This is a genomic window from Arthrobacter sp. StoSoilB5 (assembly GCF_019977235.1).
Lineage (GTDB): Bacteria > Actinomycetota > Actinomycetes > Actinomycetales > Micrococcaceae > Arthrobacter.
The window spans coordinates 4,829,401-4,856,335 of the sequence record NZ_AP024646.1 but is presented as its reverse complement, the minus strand read 5'-3'; the positions used below and the strand labels follow the sequence as shown (position 1 = coordinate 4,856,335).

The 26,935-nt window shown below is 61.4% G+C and carries 21 protein-coding genes and 3 rRNA genes; 18 read left to right on the top strand and 6 right to left on the bottom strand.

Annotated features, from left to right (window positions below; all coding sequences use genetic code 11):
• Window positions 1–83: 83 nt before the first annotated feature.
• Genes LDN75_RS22005 through LDN75_RS21995 form a run of 3 tightly spaced genes read left to right on the top strand, consistent with a single transcriptional unit; the run spans window position 84 to window position 5,891 of the window.
• Window positions 84–1,541 (top strand): DUF3375 family protein, encoded by a 1,458-nt coding sequence (locus tag LDN75_RS22005; protein ID WP_223934791.1) that lies wholly within the window; start codon window positions 84–86, stop codon window positions 1,539–1,541.
• Window positions 1,534–2,427 carry a DUF4194 domain-containing protein gene (locus LDN75_RS22000; protein ID WP_223934790.1) on the top strand — a complete coding sequence of 298 codons (894 nt, stop codon included), beginning with the start codon at window positions 1,534–1,536 and terminating at the stop codon, window positions 2,425–2,427. Before LDN75_RS22005 ends, LDN75_RS22000 begins: the two co-directional genes overlap by 8 nt.
• A complete protein-coding gene (locus tag LDN75_RS21995; protein ID WP_223934789.1) occupies window positions 2,424–5,891 on the top strand; it encodes an ATP-binding protein in 3,468 nt (1,155 codons plus the stop codon). The genes LDN75_RS22000 and LDN75_RS21995 overlap by 4 nt, the downstream gene beginning before the upstream one ends.
• 68 nt (window positions 5,892–5,959) lie before the next feature.
• Here the strand turns inward: LDN75_RS21995 and LDN75_RS21990 are convergent, their stop codons facing one another.
• Window positions 5,960–6,463 (bottom strand): FBP domain-containing protein, encoded by a 504-nt coding sequence (locus tag LDN75_RS21990; protein ID WP_223934788.1) that lies wholly within the window; start codon window positions 6,461–6,463, stop codon window positions 5,960–5,962.
• A gap of 384 nt (window positions 6,464–6,847) precedes the next feature.
• Between LDN75_RS21990 and LDN75_RS21985 the strand changes: the two genes are divergently transcribed.
• The 6 genes from LDN75_RS21985 (at window position 6,848) to LDN75_RS21960 (ending at window position 13,017) form a co-directional block, all read left to right on the top strand.
• Entirely contained in the window at window positions 6,848–7,927 is a 1,080-nt protein-coding gene (locus LDN75_RS21985; protein ID WP_223934787.1) for an iron-siderophore ABC transporter substrate-binding protein, read from the top strand.
• Window positions 7,928–7,932: 5 nt separating this feature from the next.
• Window positions 7,933–9,048: an iron chelate uptake ABC transporter family permease subunit gene (locus LDN75_RS21980; protein ID WP_223934786.1), complete on the top strand. Its 1,116-nt coding sequence runs from the start codon at window positions 7,933–7,935 to the stop codon at window positions 9,046–9,048.
• A gap of 23 nt (window positions 9,049–9,071) precedes the next feature.
• The gene (locus LDN75_RS21975) at window positions 9,072–10,145 is read left to right on the top strand and encodes an iron chelate uptake ABC transporter family permease subunit (protein ID WP_223937665.1); all 1,074 of its coding nucleotides are present in this window, start codon (window positions 9,072–9,074) and stop codon (window positions 10,143–10,145) included.
• A gap of 1 nt (window position 10,146) precedes the next feature.
• Window positions 10,147–10,971 carry an ABC transporter ATP-binding protein gene (locus LDN75_RS21970; protein WP_223934785.1) on the top strand — a complete coding sequence of 275 codons (825 nt, stop codon included), beginning with the start codon at window positions 10,147–10,149 and terminating at the stop codon, window positions 10,969–10,971.
• A complete protein-coding gene (locus LDN75_RS21965) occupies window positions 10,968–12,020 on the top strand; it encodes a siderophore-interacting protein (protein ID WP_223934784.1) in 1,053 nt (350 codons plus the stop codon). The genes LDN75_RS21970 and LDN75_RS21965 overlap by 4 nt, the downstream gene beginning before the upstream one ends.
• 160 nt (window positions 12,021–12,180) lie before the next feature.
• On the top strand, window positions 12,181–13,017 hold the full coding sequence (locus LDN75_RS21960) for an SGNH/GDSL hydrolase family protein (protein ID WP_223934783.1): 837 nt from the start codon (window positions 12,181–12,183) through the stop codon (window positions 13,015–13,017).
• Window positions 13,018–13,032: 15 nt separating this feature from the next.
• On the opposite strand, the gene LDN75_RS21955 is transcribed toward LDN75_RS21960, so the two are convergent.
• Entirely contained in the window at window positions 13,033–13,320 is a 288-nt protein-coding gene (locus LDN75_RS21955) for a YciI family protein (protein ID WP_223934782.1), read from the bottom strand.
• 68 nt (window positions 13,321–13,388) lie between these two features.
• Here LDN75_RS21955 and LDN75_RS21950 point away from each other — a divergent pair, with 68 nt between their 5' ends.
• Window positions 13,389–13,868: a MarR family transcriptional regulator gene (locus tag LDN75_RS21950; RefSeq protein ID WP_223934781.1), complete on the top strand. Its 480-nt coding sequence runs from the start codon at window positions 13,389–13,391 to the stop codon at window positions 13,866–13,868.
• A gap of 49 nt (window positions 13,869–13,917) precedes the next feature.
• Entirely contained in the window at window positions 13,918–14,682 is a 765-nt protein-coding gene (locus LDN75_RS21945; protein WP_223934780.1) for an SGNH/GDSL hydrolase family protein, read from the top strand.
• A 12-nt stretch (window positions 14,683–14,694) separates the two neighbouring features.
• On the opposite strand, the gene LDN75_RS21940 is transcribed toward LDN75_RS21945, so the two are convergent.
• From LDN75_RS21940 to LDN75_RS21930, 3 genes are read right to left on the bottom strand one after another with little or no spacing between them, the layout of a single operon-like run.
• Entirely contained in the window at window positions 14,695–15,516 is an 822-nt protein-coding gene (locus tag LDN75_RS21940) for an FAD:protein FMN transferase (protein WP_223934779.1), read from the bottom strand.
• Window positions 15,500–15,952: an FMN-binding protein gene (locus LDN75_RS21935; RefSeq protein WP_223934778.1), complete on the bottom strand. Its 453-nt coding sequence runs from the start codon at window positions 15,950–15,952 to the stop codon at window positions 15,500–15,502. Before LDN75_RS21935 ends, LDN75_RS21940 begins: the two co-directional genes overlap by 17 nt.
• Window positions 15,953–15,966: 14 nt before the next feature.
• Window positions 15,967–17,427, bottom strand: coding sequence for a ferredoxin reductase family protein (locus LDN75_RS21930; RefSeq protein ID WP_223934777.1), 1,461 nt, complete (start codon window positions 17,425–17,427; stop codon window positions 15,967–15,969).
• A 396-nt stretch (window positions 17,428–17,823) separates the two neighbouring features.
• Here LDN75_RS21930 and rpmB point away from each other — a divergent pair, with 396 nt between their 5' ends.
• The 6 genes from rpmB to rrf all read left to right on the top strand — a co-directional run bounded on the left by rpmB (window position 17,824) and on the right by rrf (window position 25,036).
• On the top strand, window positions 17,824–18,060 hold the full coding sequence (gene rpmB / locus LDN75_RS21925; RefSeq protein ID WP_011776361.1) for a 50S ribosomal protein L28: 237 nt from the start codon (window positions 17,824–17,826) through the stop codon (window positions 18,058–18,060).
• Window positions 18,060–18,227 (top strand): 50S ribosomal protein L33, encoded by a 168-nt coding sequence (rpmG, locus tag LDN75_RS21920; RefSeq protein ID WP_003798558.1) that lies wholly within the window; start codon window positions 18,060–18,062, stop codon window positions 18,225–18,227. The genes rpmB and rpmG overlap by 1 nt, the downstream gene beginning before the upstream one ends.
• A 4-nt stretch (window positions 18,228–18,231) precedes the next feature.
• Window positions 18,232–18,537 carry a 30S ribosomal protein S14 gene (rpsN, locus tag LDN75_RS21915; RefSeq protein ID WP_216927432.1) on the top strand — a complete coding sequence of 102 codons (306 nt, stop codon included), beginning with the start codon at window positions 18,232–18,234 and terminating at the stop codon, window positions 18,535–18,537.
• A gap of 1,011 nt (window positions 18,538–19,548) precedes the next feature.
• Window positions 19,549–21,069, top strand: a 16S ribosomal RNA gene (locus LDN75_RS21910).
• A 541-nt stretch (window positions 21,070–21,610) separates the two neighbouring features.
• Window positions 21,611–24,756, top strand: a 23S ribosomal RNA gene (locus LDN75_RS21905).
• 163 nt (window positions 24,757–24,919) lie between these two features.
• Window positions 24,920–25,036 (top strand): 5S ribosomal RNA (gene rrf, locus LDN75_RS21900).
• Together the 16S, 23S and 5S rRNA genes form the textbook arrangement of a ribosomal RNA operon.
• Window positions 25,037–25,176: 140 nt before the next feature.
• Here the strand turns inward: rrf and LDN75_RS21895 are convergent.
• Entirely contained in the window at window positions 25,177–25,554 is a 378-nt protein-coding gene (locus tag LDN75_RS21895; RefSeq protein ID WP_223934776.1) for a nuclear transport factor 2 family protein, read from the bottom strand.
• A gap of 92 nt (window positions 25,555–25,646) precedes the next feature.
• Between LDN75_RS21895 and LDN75_RS21890 the strand changes: the two genes are divergently transcribed.
• Window positions 25,647–26,603 (top strand): RNA polymerase subunit sigma-70, encoded by a 957-nt coding sequence (locus LDN75_RS21890; protein WP_223934775.1) that lies wholly within the window; start codon window positions 25,647–25,649, stop codon window positions 26,601–26,603.
• Window positions 26,604–26,935: the final 332 nt, after the last annotated feature.

The following is a 26,935-nucleotide window of genomic DNA, read 5'->3' as shown; positions in this document are numbered from 1 at the left end:
ACGCGGCGGGGATGCTCTGCGTTAACCTTGTACGGGGCAGTTTCCGCTGCCAGCCAGGTTTCGCAGCAGCTGAAGGAGAGTAGTTGTCCCGTTCAGCCATGTCCTCCGCCGACGCCATCAGTGCAAGGCTCCGCGACCTCGAGCAATTGACCAAGGGCCCGGCATGGGCGCTGACACGTTCGGCTCCATGGGTGATCGCGGTGCTTCAGGCTTCCTTTACCCGCACCCGGCCGCAGCTTCCGCTCGAAGAGTTCCATGCCGACGTCGACGCCTTCCTTGAGCAGCTACGCCGCCAGGAACCCGGGCTGGGCGGCCAGCAGAACGGCAAAGCCTTCGGCGATGAATGGACCCGCAAGCAGTTCCTGACACGCCGCAACCAGTCCGGCCAGATCGTCTACGAAGTTACCGAAGCCGCAGCCCGTGTGCTCGCCTTCCTGGACAGCCTCTCCAGCGAGCGTTCCACGCTCAACGGTTCCCGCTTGGGAACGCTGCTTGGAGATGTGGAGAAGCTCGCCAACGAGACCAACCCGGACCAAAGCGCACGTTTGGAGGCGCTGGAGGAAGAAATCCAGGAGCGCCAGCAACTCGTCGAGGACATCAGCTCCGGCCAGTTCGACGGTCTCCTGGACGACGAAGAAGCTGTTGAGGCCGCAGGCAACATCCTTGACCTCGCCGCCAGCCTTCCCGCTGACTACAAGAAAATGCGTGACCGCATCGAGGAACTGGTGGGCGAGCTCCGCAACCAGATCATCGAGGAATCGCTCAGCAAAGGCGCCACCATGGCCCAGGTTCTGGAAGCCGACAAGCGCCTGCGCCAGAGTCCTGAGGGCCGAACATTCCGCTCGTTCACGGCTTTCCTGGAGGACCCTCAGCAGCAGTTGCGTTTCCGTTCCGCCATCGGCGAGGTACTGAGCCGGCAGTTCGCGGACGAGCTCTCGCATGAGGACCGCGAAACACTGAAGAACCTCGTCGCCGAACTGCGCACGCAGCACAGCCAGATCCAGCGGATCTACGGCAAGCTCTCCGAAAGCCTCAACACCTACATCCAGAGCGACGACGTCCGCCAGTCGGTCAGCCTGCGGAAGGTCCTCGCCGAGGCCGAGCAAGCCATCCGATCCATGCCCTACGAACGTGACCGACCCGGCCTGGTGCGCGGACCCGTCCTGTACAACGCAGGGTTCGAGTCGCTGGCCATGGTCAAGCTCTTCGACCCCGACGAATTCGCCACCCCACCCCGCCTGGCAGATCCCATCGCCTTCAGCGATTCGGATCGCGTGCGGTCTGCCCGCACCGGAAAAGCGAGGCCCGACGTCGTCCGCGCCGCCATGGCGGGTTCGGCCACCTTGGGCGAGGCGTGGGAAAACCTACCCGCCGAGGAACGGCACATCAACACTGTCCGATCCCTGCTGTCCATGGCACTGCACAGCGGCGCCGGGTTCGACCGGGCCGCCTGGGAACACATCGACTTCGAACAAATCGACGGCAGTATCCGCACTGCGTACTTGCCCGTCGTCACGCTGAATGAGGATTCTGATGACTGAGGAAATCACGACGACGGAAGTCACCGGCGATGAGCACGGCACCGTTGAGGCGGCTGAAGTCCCGGCCGAAACCGCTGCTCACGTCAGCCACTCCGATCAGTTCCGGGTCACCCCGCGGGACACGTTCGTTGATGGCGCGGCCCTTTTCCCTGGCGACACGGGCGTGCTGCCAATGAAGGTCCGTCACGCGCTGGTCAAGTTGCTGAAAGGCCCCTACATCGACGGCGGCCGCGACGAGAAACTGTGGACCACGCTCCTGGACAACCAGCTGATCCTCCGCAGCCGACTCTCGGAGCTGTTCCTCTCATTGCAGTTGGACCATGACCGCAAGATCGCCGTCCTCCGTCCCGTTGACCCGGAGATCGTCGGCGCCAGCTCCCGGTCAAGCATCCTCCGGCAGCAGCGTGCACTGAGCCGTGTGGAAACCATCGTCCTGCTCCGCCTGCGCCTCCTCCTCGACCGCCACGTCACGGCCCAGACCGACCCCACCATCACCCGCGAAGAGATCTCGGACCTCGTGGCCAATTACACCCCCGCCGGCCAACAAGATGCCCTCCGCGACTCCGACGTCGTCACCCGCACCATCACCAAGCTCCTGGCCCGCCAACTCATCCTCCCCACCCCCCTGGACGACACGTACACGATCAGCAACGCCCTCCCGCTGGCCCTCCCGTTCGAAAACATCGGCGACATCCCAGCCCAAATCGAAGCCCTCGTGGCAGTAGCGGCTGACGAGTCGGGCACAGAGCCGTTATTGGACATCGACGCAGAGAACTCCGCATCAGACGAGGGCGACTCTGATGGTGGGGACGACGACGCCGAAGGGGCGAGGCCGGTATCCATCGCGCAGGCTTACGCAACTGACGCTGAAGGGACCACGAAGTGACTATCGCAAGCATGCTTCCGCTCGGCGAGCTGACGAACCCGGGCCAGATGCGTTTGGCTCTGGTACAGGTAGTCAACTGGGGCACCTTCCACGGGGCGCACACCATGCACGTGGACCGAAAAGGTACCCTGCTGACGGGCAATTCCGGCGTCGGCAAGTCCACGTTGTTCGACGCCATGCTGCGGGTGTTCGATGCCCGTCCACGCTCCAACGAGGCCGCTGCACAGCGTTCCGGTGGCGCAGTGGAGGACAAGAGGACCACGTTCACGTACATGCGCGGCAAGGTTGGTGATAAGGCCGTCGGTGATGGCTCGGCCAGTGCCTTCCAGCGCCCTGGTGCCACATGGTCCGCCGTCGCGCTGACGTTCGATAACGCCGCTGGCACGAAGGTGACGGTCTCCGCGCTGTTTGACCTGCCCAAGAACGGTACGGAGTCGAGCGTCGGCCGGTTCTACGTGATCGACAGCAAGCCCCTTGACCTGGAGGCCATCGAGGGGATTGCCCAAAAGCGTTTCACCAAGGGCGCGCTGGAATCGATCTTCCCGGACGGCCAGGTGTTCGATGTGCACAAGGCGTTTGCTGAGCGTTTCCGCCGGCTGCTGGGCATCAATTCTGACCAGGCGCTTCCGTTGCTCCGCGTGATCCAGGCCGGCAAGGGACTTGGCGGCAGCGTCAACACATTCTTCCGGGACCAGGTGCTTGATGCACCGGCCACGCTGGCTGCCGCGGATGATGTGGTGGAGGAATTCAGCAACCTCATGTCCATTCGGCAGCGGCTGGAGGACGTCCGGCAACAGCGCGATCAGCTGGCGCCGGTCCCTGGGCTGAACAAGGATTACGCGCAGGCGTTGCTGGACGCGAACCGCCTGCGTGAGCTGGCCGGCGAGGAATTCGAGGCGTACAAACAGCAGCTCGCTGTGACTGTGCACGCCAAAACGTTGGCGCGTTTCAAGGAGTTGGCGCAGTCCAAGGCGCAGGAACTCGCGGCTGAGCGCACGGTCCGGGACGCCTTGGCCAAAGAGCTCCGTGATCTTGAGCTGGACTACAACAACCGTGGCGGCAACGCGATATCGGCGATCGAGCAGTCGCTGGAAAACGCTCGCGTGGGCTTGAAGTTGCGGCAACAAGTGGAGGACTCAGCCAAGAAGGCGCTGGCCGACGCCGGACTGAACATTGAGTGGTCAGCCGAGGGCTGGGACCAGGCTCATGAGCAGGCTGCTACCCGTTCGGCAGAGTTGAAGGACGATTCGGAGGCCTTAAAGGAGCTCCGTTTCGAGGCCTTCGACGGCCATGCAACCAAGAAACGCGAGCTGGCTGCGGCTGAGCAGGAGCTGCGTTCGCTGCGGTCGCGCAAGTCCCTCTTGCCGCCGTCGAGCATTGAAAACCGTGCCGCGATCGCGGCGGCAACGGGCATCCCCGAGGAACGGATGCCGTTTGGCGGCGAGCTGATCGATCTCGCCGAAGGGCAGGAACAGTGGCGCCCGGCGGCCGAGCGTGCCCTGCGCAACCTGGCCACCACACTGCTGGTTCCGGGTGAACACTTCGCTGCGGTCACGCGGTACCTGAACGACAATACGGTGCGCGGCGCGCTGCGCGCGGTGGATGTGTCCAAGCCGCTGGCCGGTGGGGCGCTGGCCGTGGAAGACGTGTCCGACGGCGACCTCTTGACGAAGTTGAGCATTCTCACCTCGGGCGCCAATGCAGACGCCGGGGAATGGATCCGTGAGCGGATCGCGCTGGACTTCGCCTACCCGTGCGTTGAGGATCCCGACGAGTTGGCGTCGATGGACAAGGGCCTCAGCCTGGGTGGCGTGGTCAAGCGCAACCGGCACGCCGTGGAGAAGGACGATCGGTTCACGAGCCGTCAGGACTACGTGCTGGGGTTCGACAACGCGTCGAAGCTGGAACTTGTGGCCGCCCGCGTGGGCGAGCTGGAAAACGAAATGGCCAAGGCCGCAGAGCTGGCCCAGAGCCGTGAAGACTCCCACCAAGGCATGGCCCGGCAGTTGGAAGCCCTGCGCCGGGTGGCTGAGGACGAACGGCCGTGGGAGCAGGTTTCCGCAGCGGTAGCAGCAGATGAATTGGCCCGGATCGAGCAGCGCCTTGCCGATGCCTTGGCTGCGCAGGCGGATCTTGAACCGCTGCGCGCCAACATTGAGGCCGTTCGGGAAAAGCACCAGTCCTCCACAGGTGCCGCAGCTGTGCTGCAAAGCGAGTACAAAGCCCTCGACCACCAGATGACCACGGCTGACGGCCTGCTCGATGCGGCGAGGTTGAAGCTTGAGCAAGCACCGCCGTCGGGCTCTACCGTTGCCGCTTTGGAACCGTACTTCGCTGGCGCCGCCGACGTTACGCAGCTCTACGAGCTGGACAACCTCGCCAATAGCGTTCGCAACAAACTGCTCGATGAGTTGCACGCAGCGGAGTCGCGGAGCCAAGCGACCGCCGAGCGGCTTACGCGCATTTTCGAGGGCTTCGTGCGCGACTGGGGTAGCGCCATCAGTGCCGACCATGGCACGTCGATCGGGGCAGCCGGGGACTTCGAATCCCGGTACCACGCGATCGTGAGCGACGGTTTGCCGGCCCAAGAGGCCGAATTCCGGTTGTTCTTCAACCAGCGCACGCACGAGTCCTTCAGTACGCTCCTGCATCTGCTGGACGAGGAACGGCGCAGCATCACAAGCCGCATCCTGCCGCTCAATGGCATCCTCTCCGAGGTCAACTTCCACGAGGGCAGCTTCCTGGAACTGGACATCAAGCAAACGCTTCCGGCCACGGCCAAACAGTTCAAGGATGCGATCCAGAATGCGCTGAAAGCCAAGCACACGCGCCCGTCGCGCAGCGCTGCTGCCACGGCTTCAGACGTTGACGACGACGCCGAGCTCACCGCCCGCTACAAGTCGCTGGAAACCTTGGTGAAGAGGCTCGGATCGCAGACCCCGGAGGACCGCCGCTGGCGTGCCGAGGTGTTGGACGTCCGCGGGCACTTGTTTATCCAGTGCAAGGAGCACCGGGAGGTGGCCGCGAAGTCGGCGAAGACCGGCAAGGCGGGCAAGAAGAAGACCGAAGTCTTCATGCATGCCGATACCGGGTCCATGTCCGGTGGTGAGCGCCAGCGTTTCACAGCGTTCATCATGGCCGCCGCCTTGAGCTACCAGTTAGGCATCGCGGAGCAGGGCTTCACCACCTACGGCACCGTGATGATGGACGAGGCCTTCGTCCTGGCCTCCGAGGAATTCGCAGGTGCTGGCATCAAGGCGCTCCACGAGTTCGGATTCCAGTTGTTGCTCGCCGCGCCTGAAAACGTGATCGACCTGTCGCGGCACCTCGGCTCCGTCACGGAAATCCTTCGGGACAAGCGCACCAATCGATCGGGCGTCCTGACCGCTCCCGTCATTGCAGGCCCGGGAGAGCCTGGCGCGTGGCGGTCCGAGGCGAACCCCGTGGACATTGTCCTCCGATAAAGCAACGCGGGGTCACTTATGGTCCATGGTGGAGACCCTAATGGGCAATAAGTGCCCCCGCGTTGCCTTTAGCGGGTGGAGGTCCCGCGGACCCGGTCCAGGAACTGGGCAGTCCGTTCCTCCAGGCCGGCGATTTGCCGAACCACGACGACGGCCGGGTCCGGGTTGATCTCGTTGACCGGCGGTTCCTTGCGGACGTTGGAACTGCAACCAAACTCGGCGCAAATCAGTGTCCCTACGGTGTTGCCGTCCTTGCCGGACTGTCCGGCCTTTTTGGCAACCCACAGGTAGACGTCGTCCTTGGAGAAAACGTCCCGGCACAGTTCACAAAGGACCACGCGCTTCTTCCCCGAACCACCCTCAGGAGCCCGCAGCATGATTCCCGTGAGCTGTCCCCTGTGGGAGACCACCAGGTAACCGCGTTGCGGCATCTTCTCATCGCGCCAGCCGAGGAACTCCAGGTTGTCCCATTCGATGGTTTCAATATCGCGGGGAAGGTTGAGCTTGGCGGCCTCGGAGCGGCTGGCATTGATGAATGATGAACGGATTTGTTGGGCAGTGATTTTCTGCATGGCAAAGCTTCTTTCGGGGTTGATCGACGTCGCGCAAACAGTAGGGCGCGAAGTGGCAAGGAGCGTCGGTCATCCGTGAAGGCAGGCATAGCGAAGGAAACCCCTCGTGCTTGGGGTGCTTACCTGGAGTGCTTGTACCTAGAGTGATGCCGACGTGTGAGGAAGTGCCAAGCAGGCCAAAATGGCCACCTCGCCAACCATGGCTGCAGCAACTGATGCAGTGCGCACGCTCATCTCCTCGTCGTTCTCTTTGGAAGCGGTAGTCCGCTGCCGATATCTTAGCAATGCCGGCCGCGCAGGGATTACGTGACGCAAACGTTTCGTAATTCTTCGAAGGCTAGGCTAGCCTTACTTAGGTTCGCATCACTTACCCTAAGGAGTCCCGTGGCTTCCCTTCTTCCACGCCGCGCCCTGCTGAAGACTGCAGGCACCGCGACAGCCGCCCTGGCCGCCGTCGCCTTTTCCCTCACCGGCTGCTCCACCGGCCCCACAACGTCCACCCCGGCGTCCGAGCAAGCTGTAAGCGCCCAGTTCCCTGTGACCATCAAGCATGCTTTCGGTGAGACCACCATCAAGGAACAGCCCAAGCGTGTCGTCACCATCTCATGGGTCAACGACGACGTCGCGATCGCGCTGGGCGTTGTGCCCGTAGGCGTTCCGAAGAACGAGTGGGGCAACAACGACAAAAGCTCCACCCCGTGGAAGGATGCAGCGCTGGAGAAGCTCGGGGCCGGCTTCGGCACCGACAAGGCCCCGGTCCAGTTCTCCGAGGCCGATGGCATCAACTTCACCGAGATCGCAAAGCTCAACCCGGACGTCATCCTCGGCGCCTACTCCGGCCTCGAAGAAGCCGACTACAAGAAGCTTTCGGAGATCGCCCCCGTAGTGGCCTACCCGGAGCTGGCTTACGGAACGCCGTGGCAGGAAAGCACCACCATCATCGGCAAGGCCCTCGGCAAGGAGGCCGAAGCCAAGAAGCTGATTGAAGACACCGAGGCCACCATCAAGGACAAGGCATCCAAGTTCCCGCAGATCGCCGGAAAAACCTTCATCTATGGCAACGTCGATCCCGCAGAGCCTGCATCGAACGGCTTCTACACCGCCAACGACAACCGTCCGCGCTTCCTCTCCGAAATCGGCATGAAGCTCGCCCCGGTCGTAGAGAAAGCCTCAGGCGACTCGAAGGAATTCTTCGTCCCGTGGTCTGCCGAAAAGGCCAACGAGCTCGAAGCCGATGTCTTCGTAACCTGGGTCGCTGATGACGCCACAGCCGCAACCATCAAGGCCGACCCGCTCCTGGGCCAGATCCCGGCCATCAAGAAGGGCTCCTTCATTACCGACGCCGACCAAACCCTGACGCTGTCCCTCTCTGCCTCCTCGCCGATCAGCCTGCCGTGGGCGCTGGACACGTTCCTGCCGCGGTTGGCGAGCGCAGCGGACGCAGCCGCCGCAGCCGGTAAGTAACTGCAATGAAACTGAGTACGACGACGGCGGCTTCCGCAGGGCAGGATACCGGCACCTTGGTGCCGGGCAGCCAGCGAGGCATCAGCCCTCGGACCGACGCAGCCGGTGGGGGAACCGGCGCGCGAACAGCAGGCAAGCGCACCGCCTGGCTGCTGGTCGCCGTCGTCGTACTCGCATTAACCTGCGCCGCATCCCTGGCGATCGGCGCGCGCGGTCTTCCCCTGGCAACCATTTGGGAAGCCGTCACCAACTTCAATCCGCAAGACGGCAACCACGCCGTGGTCATTGCCCGAATTCCCCGCACAGTGCTTGGCTTGCTCGCGGGTGCTGCGCTTGGCTTGGCTGGCGCAGCGATGCAGGGCGTGGCCCGGAACCCGTTGGCCGACCCCGGCATCCTGGGCCTGAACGCCGGTGCGGCCCTCGCCGTGGTAACCGGCATCTATGTTTTTGGCGTCAGCTCGCTGACCGGCTACATCTGGTTCGCCTTCTTCGGTGCCGCAGCTGCCGCCGTCGTCGTCTATGCGGTCGCCTCAACGGGCCGTGACGGTGCGACGCCGGTCAAGCTCGCCCTCGCGGGGGCGGCACTGAGCGCTGGCCTGTTCTCGCTCATGAACGTCATCCTGGTCTCAAGTCAGGACACCCTGGACCGATTCCGGTTCTGGCAGGTAGGCAGCATCGGCGGCCGCGACTGGTCCGTCCTCCTGCCGGCACTGCCCTTCCTGGCGGTCGGCGCGGTGATCGTCCTTGCAGGCGGGCGTAGCCTTAACAGCCTTGCTCTGGGCGACGACATTGCGCGGGGCCTTGGCCAGAACGTCGCGCTGGCTCGGGGCATCACCGGGCTGGGCATCGTGCTGCTCTGCGGATCAGCCACCGCCCTGGCCGGGCCGATTGGGTTTGTTGGCCTGGTGATTCCGCACGCGGTCCGCTCCCTGATCGGGCCGGACTACCGCTGGATCCTGCCATTCTCCGTGATCTCTGCCCCCATCCTGCTCATTCTCGCCGACATGATCGGCCGGGTGGTCCTGCTTCCCGGAGAAGTTCCGGCCGGCATCATGACGGCGCTTGTTGGAGCACCTGTCTTCGTCTGGCTCATCCGCCGCGGAAAGGGGGCCGGACTGTGAGCGCCCTCGATTCCCGCGCCGAGATGGCAGTTAATACCAATGATTCCCGCAAACATCGGCATTATCTGCCATCTCGCGTGCTGAGCCCGACGCTTTTCCTGGGCCTGGCCGTCGTCGTCATGTTCGCGGTGTATGTGCTCCTGGGCAGCTACACCGTGACCATCCCGGACTTCTTCAAGATCGTCACCGCACACTTGACCGGCGGCGAGAAGATCCCCGGCGCCAGTTTCATCGTGATGGAGCACAAGCTGCCCCGCGCTGTTGTTGGCACTCTGATCGGCGTGGCATTCGGCCTGTCCGGGGCACTTTTCCAGACCATGCTCCGCAACCCGCTCGCGAGTCCGGACATCATCGGCATCAGCTATGGCGCCAGCGCGGCAGCCGTGACGGCAATCGTGATTTTCGGCGCTGGTGGAGCCGTGGTCTCGTGGGCCGCACTAGGTGGGGCACTCGGAGTTGCGGCCATCATCTATGCGATTTCGCGGGGAGGCCGGTCCGGCGGGGGAAACCGGGGCAACGCTGCGGGCAACCGCCTCATTCTTGCGGGTGTGGCCATTGCCGCCGCACTGACCGCGGTGGTCAACTTCCTCATGACCCGCGCGGACATCCGCACGGCCGCCGAAGCGCTCGTGTGGCTCAACGGTTCACTGAATTCGGCCAATTGGGAGCGCATCGCCGTGCTGGCTGCATCGTTGCTGGTCCTGGTGCCGGCCGCCATGGCCCTGGCCGGCCCGCTGCGCATCCTGGAACTCGGCGACGACGCCGCTGCGGGGCTTGGCATCAAGGTCGACGCCGCGCGGCTGGGACTGGTGCTGACCGCCGTCGGACTTGCCGCCGTCGCGACCGCCGCCGCCGGTCCGGTAGCGTTTGTCGCCTTCCTGGCGGGACCGATTGCCCACCGCATCGTGCGTAAACCAAGCCTCCCGGCGTCGGCCTTCACCGGTGCGTTAATCGTGCTCGCCGCAGACTTCTTTGCCTCCAACATTGCCCCCCTGATCCTCGACGGAACCGTCCTCCCGGTCGGCGTCATCACAGGCGCCCTGGGCGCGCCGTTCCTGCTGTGGCTGCTGGTCACGTCGAACCGAAAGGAAGCCTGACATGGCCGTCCTTAATGCCAAGGACCTGACGCTGCAATACGAGCAGCGCAGGGTTGTTGAAGGTCTCTCCGCCGAAATCCCGGAGGGCAAAGTGACCATGATCGTGGGCGCCAACGCCTGCGGCAAGTCCACGCTCCTGCGCGGATTGTCGCGACTGCTCAAGCCTGCCGGCGGTGCCGTTACACTCGACGGCAAGGACATCCACTCCCGTCCCGCCCGCGAACTCGCCCGTACGCTTGGCCTGCTGCCGCAGCACCCCACTGCGCCGGATGGGATCACAGTCCGCGACCTCGTGGGCCGGGGGCGGTACCCGCACCAAGGGTTTTTCCGGAGTTGGACCGCGGGTGACGACGCCGCGGTGCAGCGCGCGCTCGAAGCCACCGCAACGCTGGAGCTCGCTGAGCGAAGCGTCGACGAACTGTCCGGCGGTCAACGGCAGCGCGTCTGGATCGCGATGGCCTTGGCTCAGGAGACGGAAGTCCTCCTGCTGGACGAGCCCACCACCTACCTAGACCTCGCACACCAGGTGGAAGTCCTGGACCTCGTAACCGACCTCAACCGCAGCCGCGGCACCACCGTGGCGATCGTCCTCCACGACCTCAACCTGGCCGCCCGCTACGCAGACCACGTCATTGCCATGAAGGGCGGGTGCATCGTGGCCGAAGGCCCTGCTCCCGACGTAGTGACGGAGGAACTGGTCTACAACGTCTTTGGCCTGGAATCCCGCGTGGTTCCAGACCCTATTTCAGGCACGCCCCTCATCGTCCCGATCGGACGCCACCACGCACAGCCCGCTTCAACCAACGAACTGGAGATCGCCTCATGAGTGCACAGCCGACACGGGCCACAGCGACTACCGCAGTGGAGCCCATGACCCTGGCCTTCGACGTCACAGTGACCGCGGTGCAGGAGCTGGGGCCGAACTTCCGTCGGATCACGTTCGGTGGCTACTCCCTGCGCGGCTTCGGCGTGGCAGGTGACACCTTGGACCTCCGTGTGAAGTTGATGATTCCTTCCTTGGACGAGGCCGGCCAGCAGATCCCGCTGCCGGAATTCAAGATGGAAGAAGCCGGTTGGTACCAGGAGTGGCTGGCCATGGATGCTGCCGTGCGGGGAGCCATGCGCACCTACACCGTTCGTTCGGAACGCCTTGATGCCGTGTACCCGGAGATCGACATCGACTTCGTCATGCACTTCGAGGACGGCCACGGCGGCCCTGCCGCCAGCTGGGCGAAGGCGGCGAAGCCCGGTGACGCCCTCACCATCATCGGCCCCAACAACCGCGCAGCCCAGTGCACCACAGCCGGAGCCTACGGCGGCATCGAATGGCGGCCTGGCCTTGCACAGCGTGTACTGCTGGCCGGCGACGAAACCGCAGTCCCCGCCATCAGCGCGATCCTTGAAAGCCTGCCCGCCGACATGACCGGCCACGCGTTCCTCGAGGTACCCGAAGCCGGGGATTTCCAGGACATCAGCACCGCCGCCGACATCGAAATCACTTGGCTGGCCCGGGGTGCAGCCATCGGACGCTCCCGTCCCCACGGCGAACTCCTCAAGGAAGCCGTTGCAAAGGCCGTTCCCGTGCCGGGCTGGGTTGGCCTCAAGTGCACTGAAGCCGCTGCTGGACCCGAGCCTGAAGACGTCAATGTCGACCAGGAAATCCTCTGGGAAACCCCGCAACGCATGGACGCCGCAGCCATCGAAGCCAGCAAGAACCCCACCCTTCCCGACGGGGCGCTGCCGTTCTACGCGTGGATCGCGGGGGAGGCCTTCGTCATCAAGGAAATGCGGCGGTACCTGGTGCGGGACGTTGGTATCGACCGCAAGCAAGTGGCGTTCATGGGTTACTGGCGACGGGGCAAATCGGAGGGGTAAGCGTTCTGTTCCGCAGGGTCCGCCGCAGAGACGGTTTTGCCGTCGCCTTCCGATGCTCTCTCACTTCCTGTCGGTTTTTGACGGTTGCTCTCTCACGTCCTGTCCGTCCTGTTCACTTTGGGTTGGTGGGGGTGTAACCGCAGGGGGTTACCGTGGCCGGATGCGGGACGGTTACGCGGCTGGGAAAAACGGACGACGGCGGTATGTCGCCCTTGGAGATTCCTTCACCGAGGGTGTGGGGGACCCAAGTAAGGTCCTGCCCAATGGGGTCCGCGGCTGGGCCGACAGGGTGGCCGAGAAATTGGCGAAGGCGCAGCCGGGCTGGGAGTACGCGAATCTCGCCGTGCGCAGCAAGAGGCTCCGGCACATCATCGATGAACAACTCGAGCCGGCACTTGCCATGCAACCCACGCTCGTCACTCTCTACGCTGGCGGAAACGACATCCTCGATTTCGGCACGGACATGGACGAGCTCCTCAATAACTATGAAGAGCTGGTCGCCCGGCTCGCCGAAACCGGAGCCACGCTGGTCCTCTTCACTGGCTTTGACGTGAAGGTCTCAGCCGTCCTGGAACCGTTTAAGAAACGCAACACCTTGTACAACCAGCGGGTCCGCGACGTGGCCGCGAAATACGGGGCCATATTGGTGGATTACTGGTGCTTCGACGCCTACAAAGACTCACGGATGTGGGCATCGGACCGCCTTCACATGTCCAAAGCGGGCCACAAGTACCTGGCAGCCCAAGTCCTGGACCACTTGGGAGTCCCGCACAAGATTTCTCCGAAGGAGTGGGAACCGCCAACGCGCGTGGGACTCCGCGAATGGGAACGCAGGCAGCGCCGCTGGGTCCACGACTGGGTTCTGCCACTGTTTGGACGCAAACTACGCGGAGTCACCCTGGGAGACGCGCTGAGTCCGCGTTGGCCGCAACCGGTGAAAGTCCCACGCAAGGGTGGCCTGAAGAAGCTGATGGAAAAGCGGCAGGCTACGCAGTGAAGCTTCCAGCAAATCTCAGCTGTCCAGCAGGACTTCGTAGCCCTCGGCCACGCTGGTCGCCGTGAATTCGATGATCTCGAACTCGGCTACTCCGTTGCTGTAGAACGGATCCTTGGCCAGCGAGTCATCCAGCGTTGCCCGGTCCACCTTGGACAGCAACACACCTCCGGTGGCTGGAACGCGACGTCCCGACGCGAGGAACACACCGGCGTCGAACGCGTCCTTAAGCCAGGCCATGTGGCCTGGCCGGTGGAAGTCGACGATTTCGTCGGGAACTTTGTAGGTCAGGGAGACAACAAACATGCCGCCAGCCTATCGGTTGCGGCTGAAGCGGGGCCGGGCCAACCGGCTAATTCTCCTAAGATGGATCCATGACTGAACCCCGCTGGCTCAATGCCGACGAACGCCGTGCATGGTTGGCCCTCTTGAGTATCAACACCCTGCTCCCCTCGGCGTTGGATACGCAGCTTCAGTCTGCTGGAAAATTGTCGTTGTTCGACTACAACGTCTTGGCGATGCTCTCGGAAACCGAGGGCCGGTATCTGCCCATGAGCGAGCTCGCCGCGCGCACCAGTGCCTCGCTATCGCGCCTGTCGCATGTGGTCACCAAACTCCAGAAGCGCGGCTGGGTGGAACGCCAGGCACACCCTCGTGACGCCCGCGTCACTGTCGCCCACCTGACCGAGGCTGGCATGTCCACCATTGTGGCCCTCGCTCCAGGCCACGTTGAGTCCGTACGGGCGCTGATGCTCGATTCGCTCTCGCCCGACGACGTCGCGGACCTCGCGCGCATCGGCGAGAAAATCGTCTCCCGGCTGGACAATAACCACTGGATCCTGCGCGAGTCGTAGCTCTATCCGTGTTTTTACGCAGGGGTCGAGCTAGTGGCAGACTGACGGCATGGATTTTTCTGCCCGCTATGTTGCCTTGGGGGATTCCTTCACCGAGGGCGTCGGCGATGACGACCCCACCCGCCCCAACGGTGTCCGGGGGTGGGCAGACGTCGTTGCCCGGCAACTGGCCCACAGCAACGAGGACTTCGGCTATGCCAACCTCGCCATCCGCGGCAGGAAGCTCCGCCAAATCATGGCAGAACAAGTGGACGCCGCCGTCGCAATGAAACCCACGTTGGTGACGATGTACGCGGGAGCCAACGACATCCTGCGGCCCAAGGTCGATATTGACTCGCTTTTGGAGGATTACGGCGCCGGCATCGCCAAGTTAAGCGCGACCGGCGCCACCGTTGTGCTCTTCACGGGATTCGATGCCCGCGGTTCGAAGGTTTTTAGCACGATGCGGGGCCGGACCGCGATCTACAACGAGCTGCTCCGTGAAATTGCCGAGAACCATGGTGCCCTCCTGGTGGATTACTGGCGGTTCGATGAGTACTACGACGTCAGGATGTGGGCGCAGGACCGGATGCACATGTCGACCGCGGGCCACGTTAATATGGCAAAGCGGGTGCTGGACGTCCTGGAGCATGAGCACGTGCTTGAAGTCCCCGACCTCGCTCCGCTTCCCACATTGAACCGGTCCGAAGCTATCCGGGCGAACGCGCGCTGGGTCCGGGAATTCGCTGGCCCTTGGGTGATGCGCCGCGTGCGGGGTACGTCGTCGGGCGATGGACTGAGCCCGAAGTATCCGTCCCTGATCCGCCCGGTGTAGTTGAGGCCGGGCTCAGGCAGCGTTACGGAATCCTGGCGTGGCGAGCATGGTTCCGGTCCTGCCAACCGCGAGCACTTCGACGCCCCACTTCTCAACCGCTTGATCCAAAGTGGGCGGCCCGCCTGAGACGATCGCCGTGGCCAGGACATCAGCCGTGACAATGTCCTGCGCCGCCACGGAAACCTGAAGGAACTCCGGGCGCCCTGGGCCAACCGCCCAGATGTGTTCTCCCCGTTCAGCCGATCCTGACGTCGCCAGGGCTCTCATTCCGCCGTCGGCTGAGCCGCTTAGGCTGTACGTGCCCAGCAACGTCTGGCGGTCGAATGGATCCACAATGCCGGCCAGCCAGGGTTCACGAACCTCACGTGAGGCACTCGAAGGTCCTGGCGATCCACTCACCAGTACGTCCCCTCCGGCGTTGAGGCACCAGTCGCGCAGTCCAAGCGCAATCAAGGACAGCTCAGCCTCGCGCATGGCGTGGGCTTTCACGATCCCCGACAGGTCCAATGTGCCGTCCGGTCGTTCAGCAGTGAACGCACCGTTGGTGGCCAACCGCCATTCGGAGGCCTCTACATAACGGGCCTGCATTGACTCCGAGGCATACGCCAATGCCAGCTCGCCCCGCGCCAGACGGCTCGCTTCGGACCCCTCCCGGTAGAGGCTGAAAGTCAGGTCGAGCTGCGTGAATATCTCTTCCACGACGTCGACGGCGGACTCCAGTTCGTCGACAGCCGTCTGGGGCGAGGTGCCGCTCGCCACAGTCAAGCTCACCACGGTGCCCATGCTGCGGAACGTACGCGCCCGGAGCTGTTCGACGTTAAAAGTTGGCTGCATCGAGGGCCGCCTGGAGGGAGGTGAGATAGGCCTCGCTTGTGACCGTCGCGCCACCGACGGTTTGTACGTTCGCTGATTGGGCCTGCAGGACTTCGGAACGCAGTACCGGGGCAGCACGGCTGCTGATCTGTGCCGACTTCCGTTCGGCATCCGTGAGCTGCAGGGCAGTGACTTCGGTGATCTTTCCGTTCTGGATTGTCACCTGCACTTGGACCGGGCCGAAGCGGGTCTGGACCGACGCGCCGTCGTAGGTTGCCGCCGTCGAGCTGCCCGCGTTGTTGCCGCCCTTGGCAGGGGTGTTGCCGTTCGTGGCCGAACCGCCTGCCGTGGCGCTGCTGCTCAGGCTTGTGGTGGTGGATGTGCCTGTTTCGGCCACATGGGCTCCCGATTGCCAGCCTGCGAGCAGGATGCCCGCGGAGGCCAGGGCTGTTGCCATTGCTGCCCGGATTCTCACCAGTCGAACCTTTCGTAGTGGAGTTGTTCCGCAGGTAGACCCGCGGACTGTAGATCCTGGACCACGTTGCTGGCCCAGCTGGCCGGGCCGCAGACGTACACGTCGGCGTTGGCCACGTCAGGGACATAGGAACGGATCGTGAAACCGGCCTGGACAGCCGATTGGGGGAGCCATGAGCCGGGACCTGGGGAGCGCGGACCGGTGAGGTGGAAGAGGGTTGCACCCCGGGTTTGGCAAAGGGCCATGATTTCCTGCCCGAGGAAGAGCTCCGATTCGTCGTGTCCGCGCAGCAGGACCGTTGCGTTGCCTGGCTCGAACGGCGTGGATTCGAGCAGCGCGCGGAGGGGTGTAATGCCGATGCCTGCGCCGATGAGGACTACTTTGTTGCGGCTCCTCGCTGCCGTGCTGAAGATTCCGTATGGTCCTTCGATGGCAACTTTGGTACCTGGTTTGAGCCGTGCCAGGCGGGCTGAGCCGTCGCCGAGGTTCCGGACGGTGATGCGCAATTTTCCAGGCGCCGAAGCCGTGCCTGGGACGGGCTCGGCGGAGAGGCTGAACGGGTGCGGCTGCCACCAATAGCGCGGGGCCAGGAACCGCCAGAAGAAGAACCTGCCGCCGGAACCGGCCAGCTCGTTCAGGTGCAGTCCGGTCATTTCAATGCTGAAGACGTCGGATGAGACCCGAACGACGCGGCTCACCGTGAGTTGGTGCCGGAACGTCGCCGCGATGGGCTCGATGACCCGGTTGTAGAGCACGGCAGCGCCGGTCGCGATACAGATGGCCAACCAGTACCAACGTTGCCACGTACCTTCCGCGAATAGTCCACCCACGCTGAACTGGTGGGGTATGGCGGTGGCAACGGCCGCATACGTCAGCAGATGAACCACGTACCAGAACTCGTACGGGAAGCGCCGGCGCACTGCCACCAGCGACGTCACCACAACGGCGATAAACAACACCATCGAAACGAACGCCAACCACATGTCCGGTACGTTGACCCAGAGGGAGATTGACTCGCTGATCGGGTCCAGTCCTTCGGCCGCGCCGTACCCAATGGCTATGAAGATTCCGTGCGCGAGGAGCAGATACAGCGCGGGCTTGCCCAGTGATTTGTGGATCTCCACTGCGCGGTCATGGCCAAAAGTGTTGTCGATAAAGGGGATCCGGGCCGCGAGGAGCAGCATGAGGAGCACCAGGTCCATGCCAACCAATCCGGCCACGATTCCCAGGGCCGTTGCCGCTCCTGCGAGAGAGGAAAATCCGCTTGCACCGCCGTCGGCCAGCCACAAAGCCACTGCCGCCACCGGCGACAACCACCCAAGGAAACCGAGGATGTCGGCCCGGGCCCGCCGCCGTCGGGCTTGCATCCGAAAGAGTTCGACGGCGGCTGGTGCCGTCAATGGGCCCGGCGCCGCGGACTGGTCGGCACGCGAAACACGTGGGAGAAGCGATGTCATGATCCAAGACTCGCCAAGCATCCTTTCGTTCTGCTGTGAAAGGCCTTGGGGAGGCCTTATGATTCCTGATTGGTCTTAATTTGGCCTGACCCGTAGAATAGTTAGGCGCTAGGTAGTGCGGATCGTGTGCAATTGCTCCGGTTGGCGGTGAAGTCAGTCTGACTGACATCCCGATGGCCGGTAGTTAGGGGCTCAAGTTGCGTGCATTCCTGTATTCGCCCGGTATCCCAGGACTTCTTCCAGTGGTTTCCACTGCACGGTTCTGAGGCCCAACCTTCTTCGCCGCATTTGATGCGGAAACTACCGAAATGGTTTGGATCGGACGCGAACGCTGCCTGTCGCACGGTAACGCAGGAACATCTGCACGCCGTTACATTCAATCTTTGGAGGAGAGTCATGGCAGCACACTGCCAAGTGACCGGGGCCGAGCCGGGCTTTGGACACAGCATTTCGCACTCGCACCGCCGCAACAAGCGTCGGTTCGACCCGAATATTCAGAAGAAGCGCTACTGGGTTCCGTCCCTGCGCCGTAACGTCACGCTGACCCTGTCAGCCCGTGGCATCAAGACCATCGACGTACGCGGCATCGACTCTGTCGTCGCCGACATCCTGGCACGAGGAGTAAAGCTCTAATGGCAAAGGACAAGGACGTACGTCCGATCATCAAGCTGAAGTCCACCGCGGGCACGGGTTACACCTACGTAACGCGCAAGAACCGTCGTAACGACCCGGACCGTCTGGTCCTGAAGAAGTACGACCCCAAGATCCGCCAGCACGTCGAATTCCGAGAGGAGCGCTAAACACATGGCAAAGAAGTCCAAGATTGCTCGCAACGAGCAGCGCAAGGTCATTGTTGAGCGTTACGCTGCCAAGCGTCTCGAACTGAAGAAGACCCTGGTTGACCCCAACGCGACTGACGAAGCACGCGAAGCTGCACGCCTCGGCCTGCAGAAGCTGCCCCGCAACGCCTCCCCGATCCGTCTGCGTAACCGCGACCAGATCGACGGCCGTCCCCGCGGCACCTTCCAGAAGTTCGGTATCTCCCGTGTTCGCTTCCGCGACATGGCTCACCGCGGTGAGCTCCCGGGTATCACCAAGTCTTCCTGGTAATCACGAAGCTCTGAAAAGGCCGGCAACTGTTATGGTTGCCGGCCTTTTCTGCGTTTAAGCGTGCTTGTTGCTGAAGGAGGCTGGGTGGTTGCCGCGAAGGCGGGGTGGTTGGCGCGAAGGCGGACGGTTGGTGCGAAGGCGGCGGTCATCCTCTGCGCGTTCGCTCGTTCCTCGCGTGGACGCGCGCTGCCGGGTGACCGCCGCCTCCGGTTGTTCTCTCACGTCCTGAGGCGTTTTGGGGTTTGTTCTCTCACGTCCTGACGTTTTTTGGGCGTCGCTCTGTCACGTCCTGACGTTTTTTGGGCGTCGCTCTGTCACGTCCTGACGTTTTTTGGGCGTCGCTCTCTCGGGTAGTCGTGGTTTTTGGTGGGGTTGTTGGGGACGTTCGACGGCGGTAGTTGGCGTTAGTGCCTGGCGGCCTGGGTCGTGGGGCTTGACCCGTGTGACGGGCTTCACGGTAGTTGTTTTGGCGATTCCGGGCTGGTCGTAAGCCCTGGGTGGGGGTGTTTGGCGTGTGTTTGCGGGGTTTTTGGGTGGTGTTGGGGTGGATTTGTGTGGGGGCTTGTGGGCGTGTAATGTCTTCTGAGTCGCCGCGAGTGAGACAGCTTGGAGCTGGAAGCCGTGGGGGCCGACCCCCTTTGATAACAGCCTGGAATATGGTGCGCTTTTGGGCGTGCGGGTAGCCGGGTGGGGCCGAGGATCGGATCGGGAATCGCGGGAACGCTGATTTGCCAGGATGCGGTTGTTCGGGTAAGTTTGAAAAGTTGCTCCGGAGCGATCCAGTGGCCCGTGTGGGTTGGTGGTGGTGTCGGTAGTGTCTGTTGTTTGAGAACTCAATAGTGTGCCAAGTTTGTTGATGCCGATTGTTTTATTGATTGGTTGAAATTATGGCCGGATTGCTGCGCACCCCCGTGTGTGGTGGTCTGGTTTTCAGCTGGTTTCGAATTTTGTGCAGCCATGGTCCGTCGTTATTTCCGGTGGGTGTGGTTGTGTCTGTTTGATTTTTTGTTTTCAACGGAGAGTTTGATCCTGGCTCAGGATGAACGCTGGCGGCGTGCTTAACACATGCAAGTCGAACGATGAACTGGTGCTTGCACTGGGGATTAGTGGCGAACGGGTGAGTAACACGTGAGTAACCTGCCCTTGACTCTGGGATAAGCCTGGGAAACTGGGTCTAATACCGGATATGACTCCTCATCGCATGGTGGGGGGTGGAAAGCTTTTGTGGTTTTGGATGGACTCGCGGCCTATCAGCTTGTTGGTGGGGTAATGGCCTACCAAGGCGACGACGGGTAGCCGGCCTGAGAGGGTGACCGGCCACACTGGGACTGAGACACGGCCCAGACTCCTACGGGAGGCAGCAGTGGGGAATATTGCACAATGGGCGAAAGCCTGATGCAGCGACGCCGCGTGAGGGATGACGGCCTTCGGGTTGTAAACCTCTTTCAGTAGGGAAGAAGCGAAAGTGACGGTACCTGCAGAAGAAGCGCCGGCTAACTACGTGCCAGCAGCCGCGGTAATACGTAGGGCGCAAGCGTTATCCGGAATTATTGGGCGTAAAGAGCTCGTAGGCGGTTTGTCGCGTCTGCTGTGAAAGACCGGGGCTCAACTCCGGTTCTGCAGTGGGTACGGGCAGACTAGAGTGCAGTAGGGGAGACTGGAATTCCTGGTGTAGCGGTGAAATGCGCAGATATCAGGAGGAACACCGATGGCGAAGGCAGGTCTCTGGGCTGTAACTGACGCTGAGGAGCGAAAGCATGGGGAGCGAACAGGATTAGATACCCTGGTAGTCCATGCCGTAAACGTTGGGCACTAGGTGTGGGGGACATTCCACGTTTTCCGCGCCGTAGCTAACGCATTAAGTGCCCCGCCTGGGGAGTACGGCCGCAAGGCTAAAACTCAAAGGAATTGACGGGGGCCCGCACAAGCGGCGGAGCATGCGGATTAATTCGATGCAACGCGAAGAACCTTACCAAGGCTTGACATGAACCGGAAAGACCTGGAAACAGGTGCCCCGCTTGCGGTCGGTTTACAGGTGGTGCATGGTTGTCGTCAGCTCGTGTCGTGAGATGTTGGGTTAAGTCCCGCAACGAGCGCAACCCTCGTTCTATGTTGCCAGCGGTTCGGCCGGGGACTCATAGGAGACTGCCGGGGTCAACTCGGAGGAAGGTGGGGACGACGTCAAATCATCATGCCCCTTATGTCTTGGGCTTCACGCATGCTACAATGGCCGGTACAAAGGGTTGCGATACTGTGAGGTGGAGCTAATCCCAAAAAGCCGGTCTCAGTTCGGATTGGGGTCTGCAACTCGACCCCATGAAGTCGGAGTCGCTAGTAATCGCAGATCAGCAACGCTGCGGTGAATACGTTCCCGGGCCTTGTACACACCGCCCGTCAAGTCACGAAAGTTGGTAACACCCGAAGCCGGTGGCCTAACCCTTGTGGGGGGAGCCGTCGAAGGTGGGACCGGCGATTGGGACTAAGTCGTAACAAGGTAGCCGTACCGGAAGGTGCGGCTGGATCACCTCCTTTCTAAGGAGCTGCTAACAACTGCTGGTGTCCGTGTATGCGGGTGCGTGGTGGTTGTCAGTGTTGCCCATTGCGCAGGCGTCTGTTCTGCGGTGGGTGCTCATGGGTGGAATATCAACGAATCAAAGTTTTTTGGCATGGCCTTTACCGGTTGTGTCCTGGTGCCAGTACGGCAACGCCTTTTTCTGCTTTTGTGGTGGTGGGGTGTTGTCAGGAACGTGCCGGGGCGTGGATTGTGTGGGTTGTGTTTGGCGCACTGTTGGGTCCTGAGGCAACAGGACCTTTTTGCAGCAATGCAGGGGGGCACAGTTCTGGTGTTTCTTCTTGTTCCTGCTTCCGGTATTGCCGGTCACTGTTATCAGCCCGTTGTGGGTTGTGGTGTCCGGGGGTCTGGTTGATGGGGTTGTTGTTTGAGAACTACATAGTGGACGCGAGCATCTAGGACACACACACGTGTGTGTGTGTTCTTACAGCAATTTCTTATGAATGAACCTTGGGCCCAAGTGGCGCATGGTTCTCTCGAGTAAGTTTATTGATCTTGTGTGGTCAAGTTTTTAAGGGCACACGGTGGATGCCTTGGCATTAGGAGCCGAAGAAGGACGTAGGAATCTGCGATAAGCCTGGGGGAGTTGATAACCGAGCGTTGATCCCAGGATGTCCGAATGGGGAAACCCCGCACAACGCTGCAAGGTGATTGTGTGACCCGCATCTGAACACATAGGGTGCGTGGGGGGAACGCGGGGAAGTGAAACATCTCAGTACCCGCAGGAAGAGAAAACAAGAGTGATTCCGTTAGTAGTGGCGAGCGAACGCGGATCAGGCTAAACCGTTTCCATGTGTGATAGCCGGCGGGCGTTGCATGGGCGGGGTTGTGGGACTTTCCGTACTGGTTCTGCCGGACTGGTGGGGTGTGTAGTGCAGGCATAGGTGAACGGTCTTGAAAGGCCGGCCAGAGAGGGTGTGAGCCCCGTAACCGTAATGTTGTGTACCGCCTGGAGAGGATCCCAAGTAGCACGGGGCCCGAGAAATCCCGTGCGAATCTGTCAGGACCACCTGATAAGCCTAAATACTTCCTAATGACCGATAGCGGACCAGTACCGTGAGGGAAAGGTGAAAAGTACCCCGGGAGGGGAGTGAAACAGTACCTGAAACCGTGTGCTTACAATCCGTCGGAGCCAGTCTGATTCTGGTGACGGCGTGCCTTTTGAAGAATGAGCCTGCGAGTTAGTGTTACGTCGCGAGGTTAACCCGTGTGGGGTAGCCGTAGCGAAAGCGAGTCTGAACAGGGCGAGTGTAGTGGCGTGATCTAGACCCGAAGCGGAGTGATCTACCCATGGCCAGGTTGAAGCGACGGTAAGACGTCGTGGAGGACCGAACCCACTTCAGTTGAAAATGGAGGGGATGAGCTGTGGGTAGGGGTGAAAGGCCAATCAAACTCCGTGATAGCTGGTTCTCCCCGAAATGCATTTAGGTGCAGCGTTGCGTGTTTCTTGCCGGAGGTAGAGCTACTGGATGGCCGATGGGCCCTACAAGGTTACTGACGTCAGCCAAACTCCGAATGCCGGTAAGTGAGAGCGCAGCAGTGAGACTGTGGGGGATAAGCTTCATAGTCGAGAGGGAAACAGCCCAGACCACCAACTAAGGCCCCTAAGCGTGTGCTAAGTGGGAAAGGATGTGGAGTTGCGAAGACAACCAGGAGGTTGGCTTAGAAGCAGCCATCCTTGAAAGAGTGCGTAATAGCTCACTGGTCAAGTGATTCCGCGCCGACAATGTAGCGGGGCTCAAGTACACCGCCGAAGTTGTGGATTTCACACATTGCCCTAGCCTTCGTGGTTCAGGGGTGTGGAGTGGTAGGGGAGCGTCGTGTGGGCAGTGAAGTCGCGGTGGAAACCAGCGGTGGAGCCTACACGAGTGAGAATGCAGGCATGAGTAGCGAAAGACGGGTGAGAAACCCGTCCGCCGAATGATCAAGGGTTCCAGGGTCAAGCTAATCTGCCCTGGGTAAGTCGGGACCTAAGGCGAGGCCGACAGGCGTAGTCGATGGACAACGGGTTGATATTCCCGTACCGGCGAAAAACCGCCCATGCCAAGCGGGGGATACTAACCGCCCGGAGCCTGCCCTATCACCCTTGTGGTGTGTGGGTTTTGGCCGAGCGCGGGACCTGATCCCGGGAGGTAAGCGTATTAACAGGTGTGACGCAGGAAGGTAGCCGGGCCGGGCGATGGTTGCCCCGGTCCAAGGATGTAGGGTCAGGGATAGGCAAATCCGTTCCTGTGTGTTTCGAGCACGATCCTGAGATCTGATGGGACTCCCGTAAGGGGGGATCCGGTGATCCTATGCTGCCAAGAAAAGCATCGACGCGAGGTTTTAGCCGCCCGTACCCCAAACCGACACAGGTGATCAGGTAGAGAATACCAAGGCGATCGAGAGAATTATGGTTAAGGAACTCGGCAAAATGCCCCCGTAACTTCGGGAGAAGGGGGGCCTGCCCCGTGATACAGACTTGCTCTGTGGAGCGGGTGTGGGCCGCAGAGACCAGGGGGAAGCGACTGTTTACTAAAAACACAGGTCCGTGCGAAGTCGCAAGACGATGTATACGGACTGACTCCTGCCCGGTGCTGGAAGGTTAAGAGGACCGGTTAGCCACCTTGTGTGGCGAAGCTGAGAATTTAAGCCCCAGTAAACGGCGGTGGTAACTATAACCATCCTAAGGTAGCGAAATTCCTTGTCGGGTAAGTTCCGACCTGCACGAATGGAGTAACGACTTCCCCGCTGTCTCAACCATAAACTCGGCGAAATTGCAGTACGAGTAAAGATGCTCGTTACGCGCAGCAGGACGGAAAGACCCCGAGACCTTTACTATAGTTTGGTATTGGTGTTCGGAGTGGCTTGTGTAGGATAGGTGGGAGACGTTGAAACCCGGACGCCAGTTCGGGTGGAGTCATCGTTGAAATACCACTCTGGTCACTTTGGACATCTAACTTCGGCCCGTGATCCGGGTCAGGGACAGTGCCTGATGGGTAGTTTAACTGGGGCGGTTGCCTCCTAAAAAGTAACGGAGGCGCCCAAAGGTTCCCTCAGCCTGGTTGGCAATCAGGTGTCGAGTGTAAGTGCACAAGGGAGCTTGACTGTGAGAGAGACATCTCAAGCAGGGACGAAAGTCGGGACTAGTGATCCGGCGGTACATTGTGGAATGGCCGTCGCTCAACGGATAAAAGGTACCTCGGGGATAACAGGCTGATCTTGCCCAAGAGTCCATATCGACGGCATGGTTTGGCACCTCGATGTCGGCTCGTCGCATCCTGGGGCTGGAGTAGGTCCCAAGGGTTGGGCTGTTCGCCCATTAAAGCGGTACGCGAGCTGGGTTTAGAACGTCGTGAGACAGTTCGGTCCCTATCCGCTGCGCGCGCAGGAAATTTGAGAAGGGCTGTCCTTAGTACGAGAGGACCGGGACGGACGAACCTCTGGTGTGTCAGTTGTACTGCCAAGTGCACCGCTGATTAGCTACGTTCGGATGGGATAACCGCTGAAAGCATCTAAGCGGGAAGCTCGCTTCAAGATGAGATTTCCATACACAATTTGTGTGAGAGGCCCCCAGCCAGACCACTGGGTTGATAGGCCGGATGTGGAAGCGAGGACCAAAGACTCGTGAAGCTGACCGGTACTAATAGGCCAACAACTTACACCACACACAAACACTGCACGCGTCCACTATGTGGTTCCCGAACAACAACACCGTTGCTCACAGGAACAAACACAACTAAATAACAACACCACAATGTTGTAACCACAAAACTTCCCACCCCCAACCGGCACCAACCGGCAAAAAAAGCGGGGGACGGGTAACAAGGTTACGGCGGTCATAGCGTGGGGGAAACGCCCGGTCCCATTCCGAACCCGGAAGCTAAGACCCACAGCGCCGATGGTACTGCACCCGGGAGGGTGTGGGAGAGTAGGACACCGCCGGACACACATTAGGTCGAGACCCCCCAACCCACACCAGGTCGGGGGGTCTCCCACATTTAAACCAGGCAAGCCCCGACCCTCACGGCCGGGGCTTGCCCCATTTAACACCTCCTTCCCGCTGGCATCGGGAGGAGTCATCGCCATCACACTCCAACGACGTCGCCACGCGCCAAAGCGAAAGGCAGCCGATCGAAGATGATATTGATCTCGGCGATCTCATCGTTCTGTATGCGATACAGCTCTGCGCCCGGAGCGCTCGGAACTGCCAGATTGGCTGTGTCGTACATGAGCAGTGCTTCGTCGTCGGTGCCGTAAACCGCAAGAAGCTTGGAGTTTGTGAGTGAAGCAGCAAAGGGCTCCATGAATGCCCGGACAGCGCCCCTGCCGTTTATGGTGCCGGACGGCGCATGGCAGGTGACATCCTCGGCTAAGTGCTTGGCCGCCAAGTCCAGGTTGCCGGTTGTCCAAGCCCGATGGTAGGCCACCGCGATCTCGACGGCCCTGGCCTGTTTTTCAGACATGGTCTGGTTCCTTTCTTAGAGGGTTACGTTTGTATAGACACCACGGCTCAGCAGATCGGAACGCCCAAGTGTGTACGGGCCAAGATTGAACCGTGACGTCAGCGGAGTTGGAGGCCGCCCGGGCCGGCGATGAAGAGGCCTTCGCGTCTCTCGTTGCGCCCTTTCGCCGGGAACTTCATCTGCACTGCTACAGGATCACAGGGTCTGTTGATGATGCAGATGATGTACTGCAGGAGGTGTTGCTTGCCGCCTGGAAAGGGTTGCCTGGATTTGCCGGTCGATCGTCCTTGCGGACTTGGCTCTATCGGATTGCCACTACTCGTTCGCTCAACGCGCTAAGAGACCAAGGTCGCCGTCCTCGTCCCGCCCCTGCACCTCCCTTCGAGCCTCCGACACCGAACGACCGATTCGACCTACCGCATGTGCAGCCCTACCCCGATCTATTGGTCGACGAGCTTGATCCTGCTGCGCAGGCGGTTGCCCGCGAAAGCGTTGAGCTCGCATTTGTGGTTGCGCTTCAACGGATGCCGCCGCGCCAGGCTGCGGTGTTGATCCTCTGCGATGTGCTGGATTTCACCGTTGCCGAAGCTGCGGAGATGGTCGCGGTAGGCGCGACGGCGGCGAAGGGTCTTCTTCAGCGTGCCCGCTCCGCCAGATCCGCTGCAGGGTCACTCACGACCGGAGCAGACCACCATGATTTGGCCCGAAAGTTTGCGGATGCCTTCTCGCGGGACGACGTCGAGGCCGTCCTTGAGCTCCTCACCGATCAATGCTGGCTTGCCATGCCTCCGGCCAGCGAACTTTACGTGGGCCGGCACGCCGTCGGGAGTTTCCTTCGTGCCAGTGCGGCTGGGCGCCCTGGCGGCAACTACGCGCTGACCGCTGTCACTGCCGGTGGCAGGCCTGCGTTCGTCTGCTATCTGCAAGGCCGGGCCCGGGGGCTCCTGGTGATTGAGCCAACCCAGGTTGGAGACAAGATCGCGTCGATCATGCGATTCCTTGACGATGGCCTGCATCGACAGTTCGGGATGCCTGACTTTCTTGCGTGAAGAGACAGGGGCAATGGCTCATTGACGAGTCCGAAAGGAATGCCCGACGGCGGTTTGGCGGGGTTTGGGGGGTGTGTTTGGTGGTTGTTGGGGTGGATTTGCGTTGGGGTTGTGGGGCGTGTATTGTTTTCTGAGTCGCCGGGTGCGAAACGGAAAGCCGGAAGGTGTGTACGGTTCGGTAGGCGGCCAAAAATAACTCTTCTTTTCCAATGGCCTTGTTGGGTGCGCTGCTTTTGTGGTGCGCTGTGCGGGGTGATGTTTTGGGGGGTCTGTTGTTTGAGAACTCAATAGTGTGCCAAGTTTGTTGATGCCGATTGTTTTATTGATTGGTT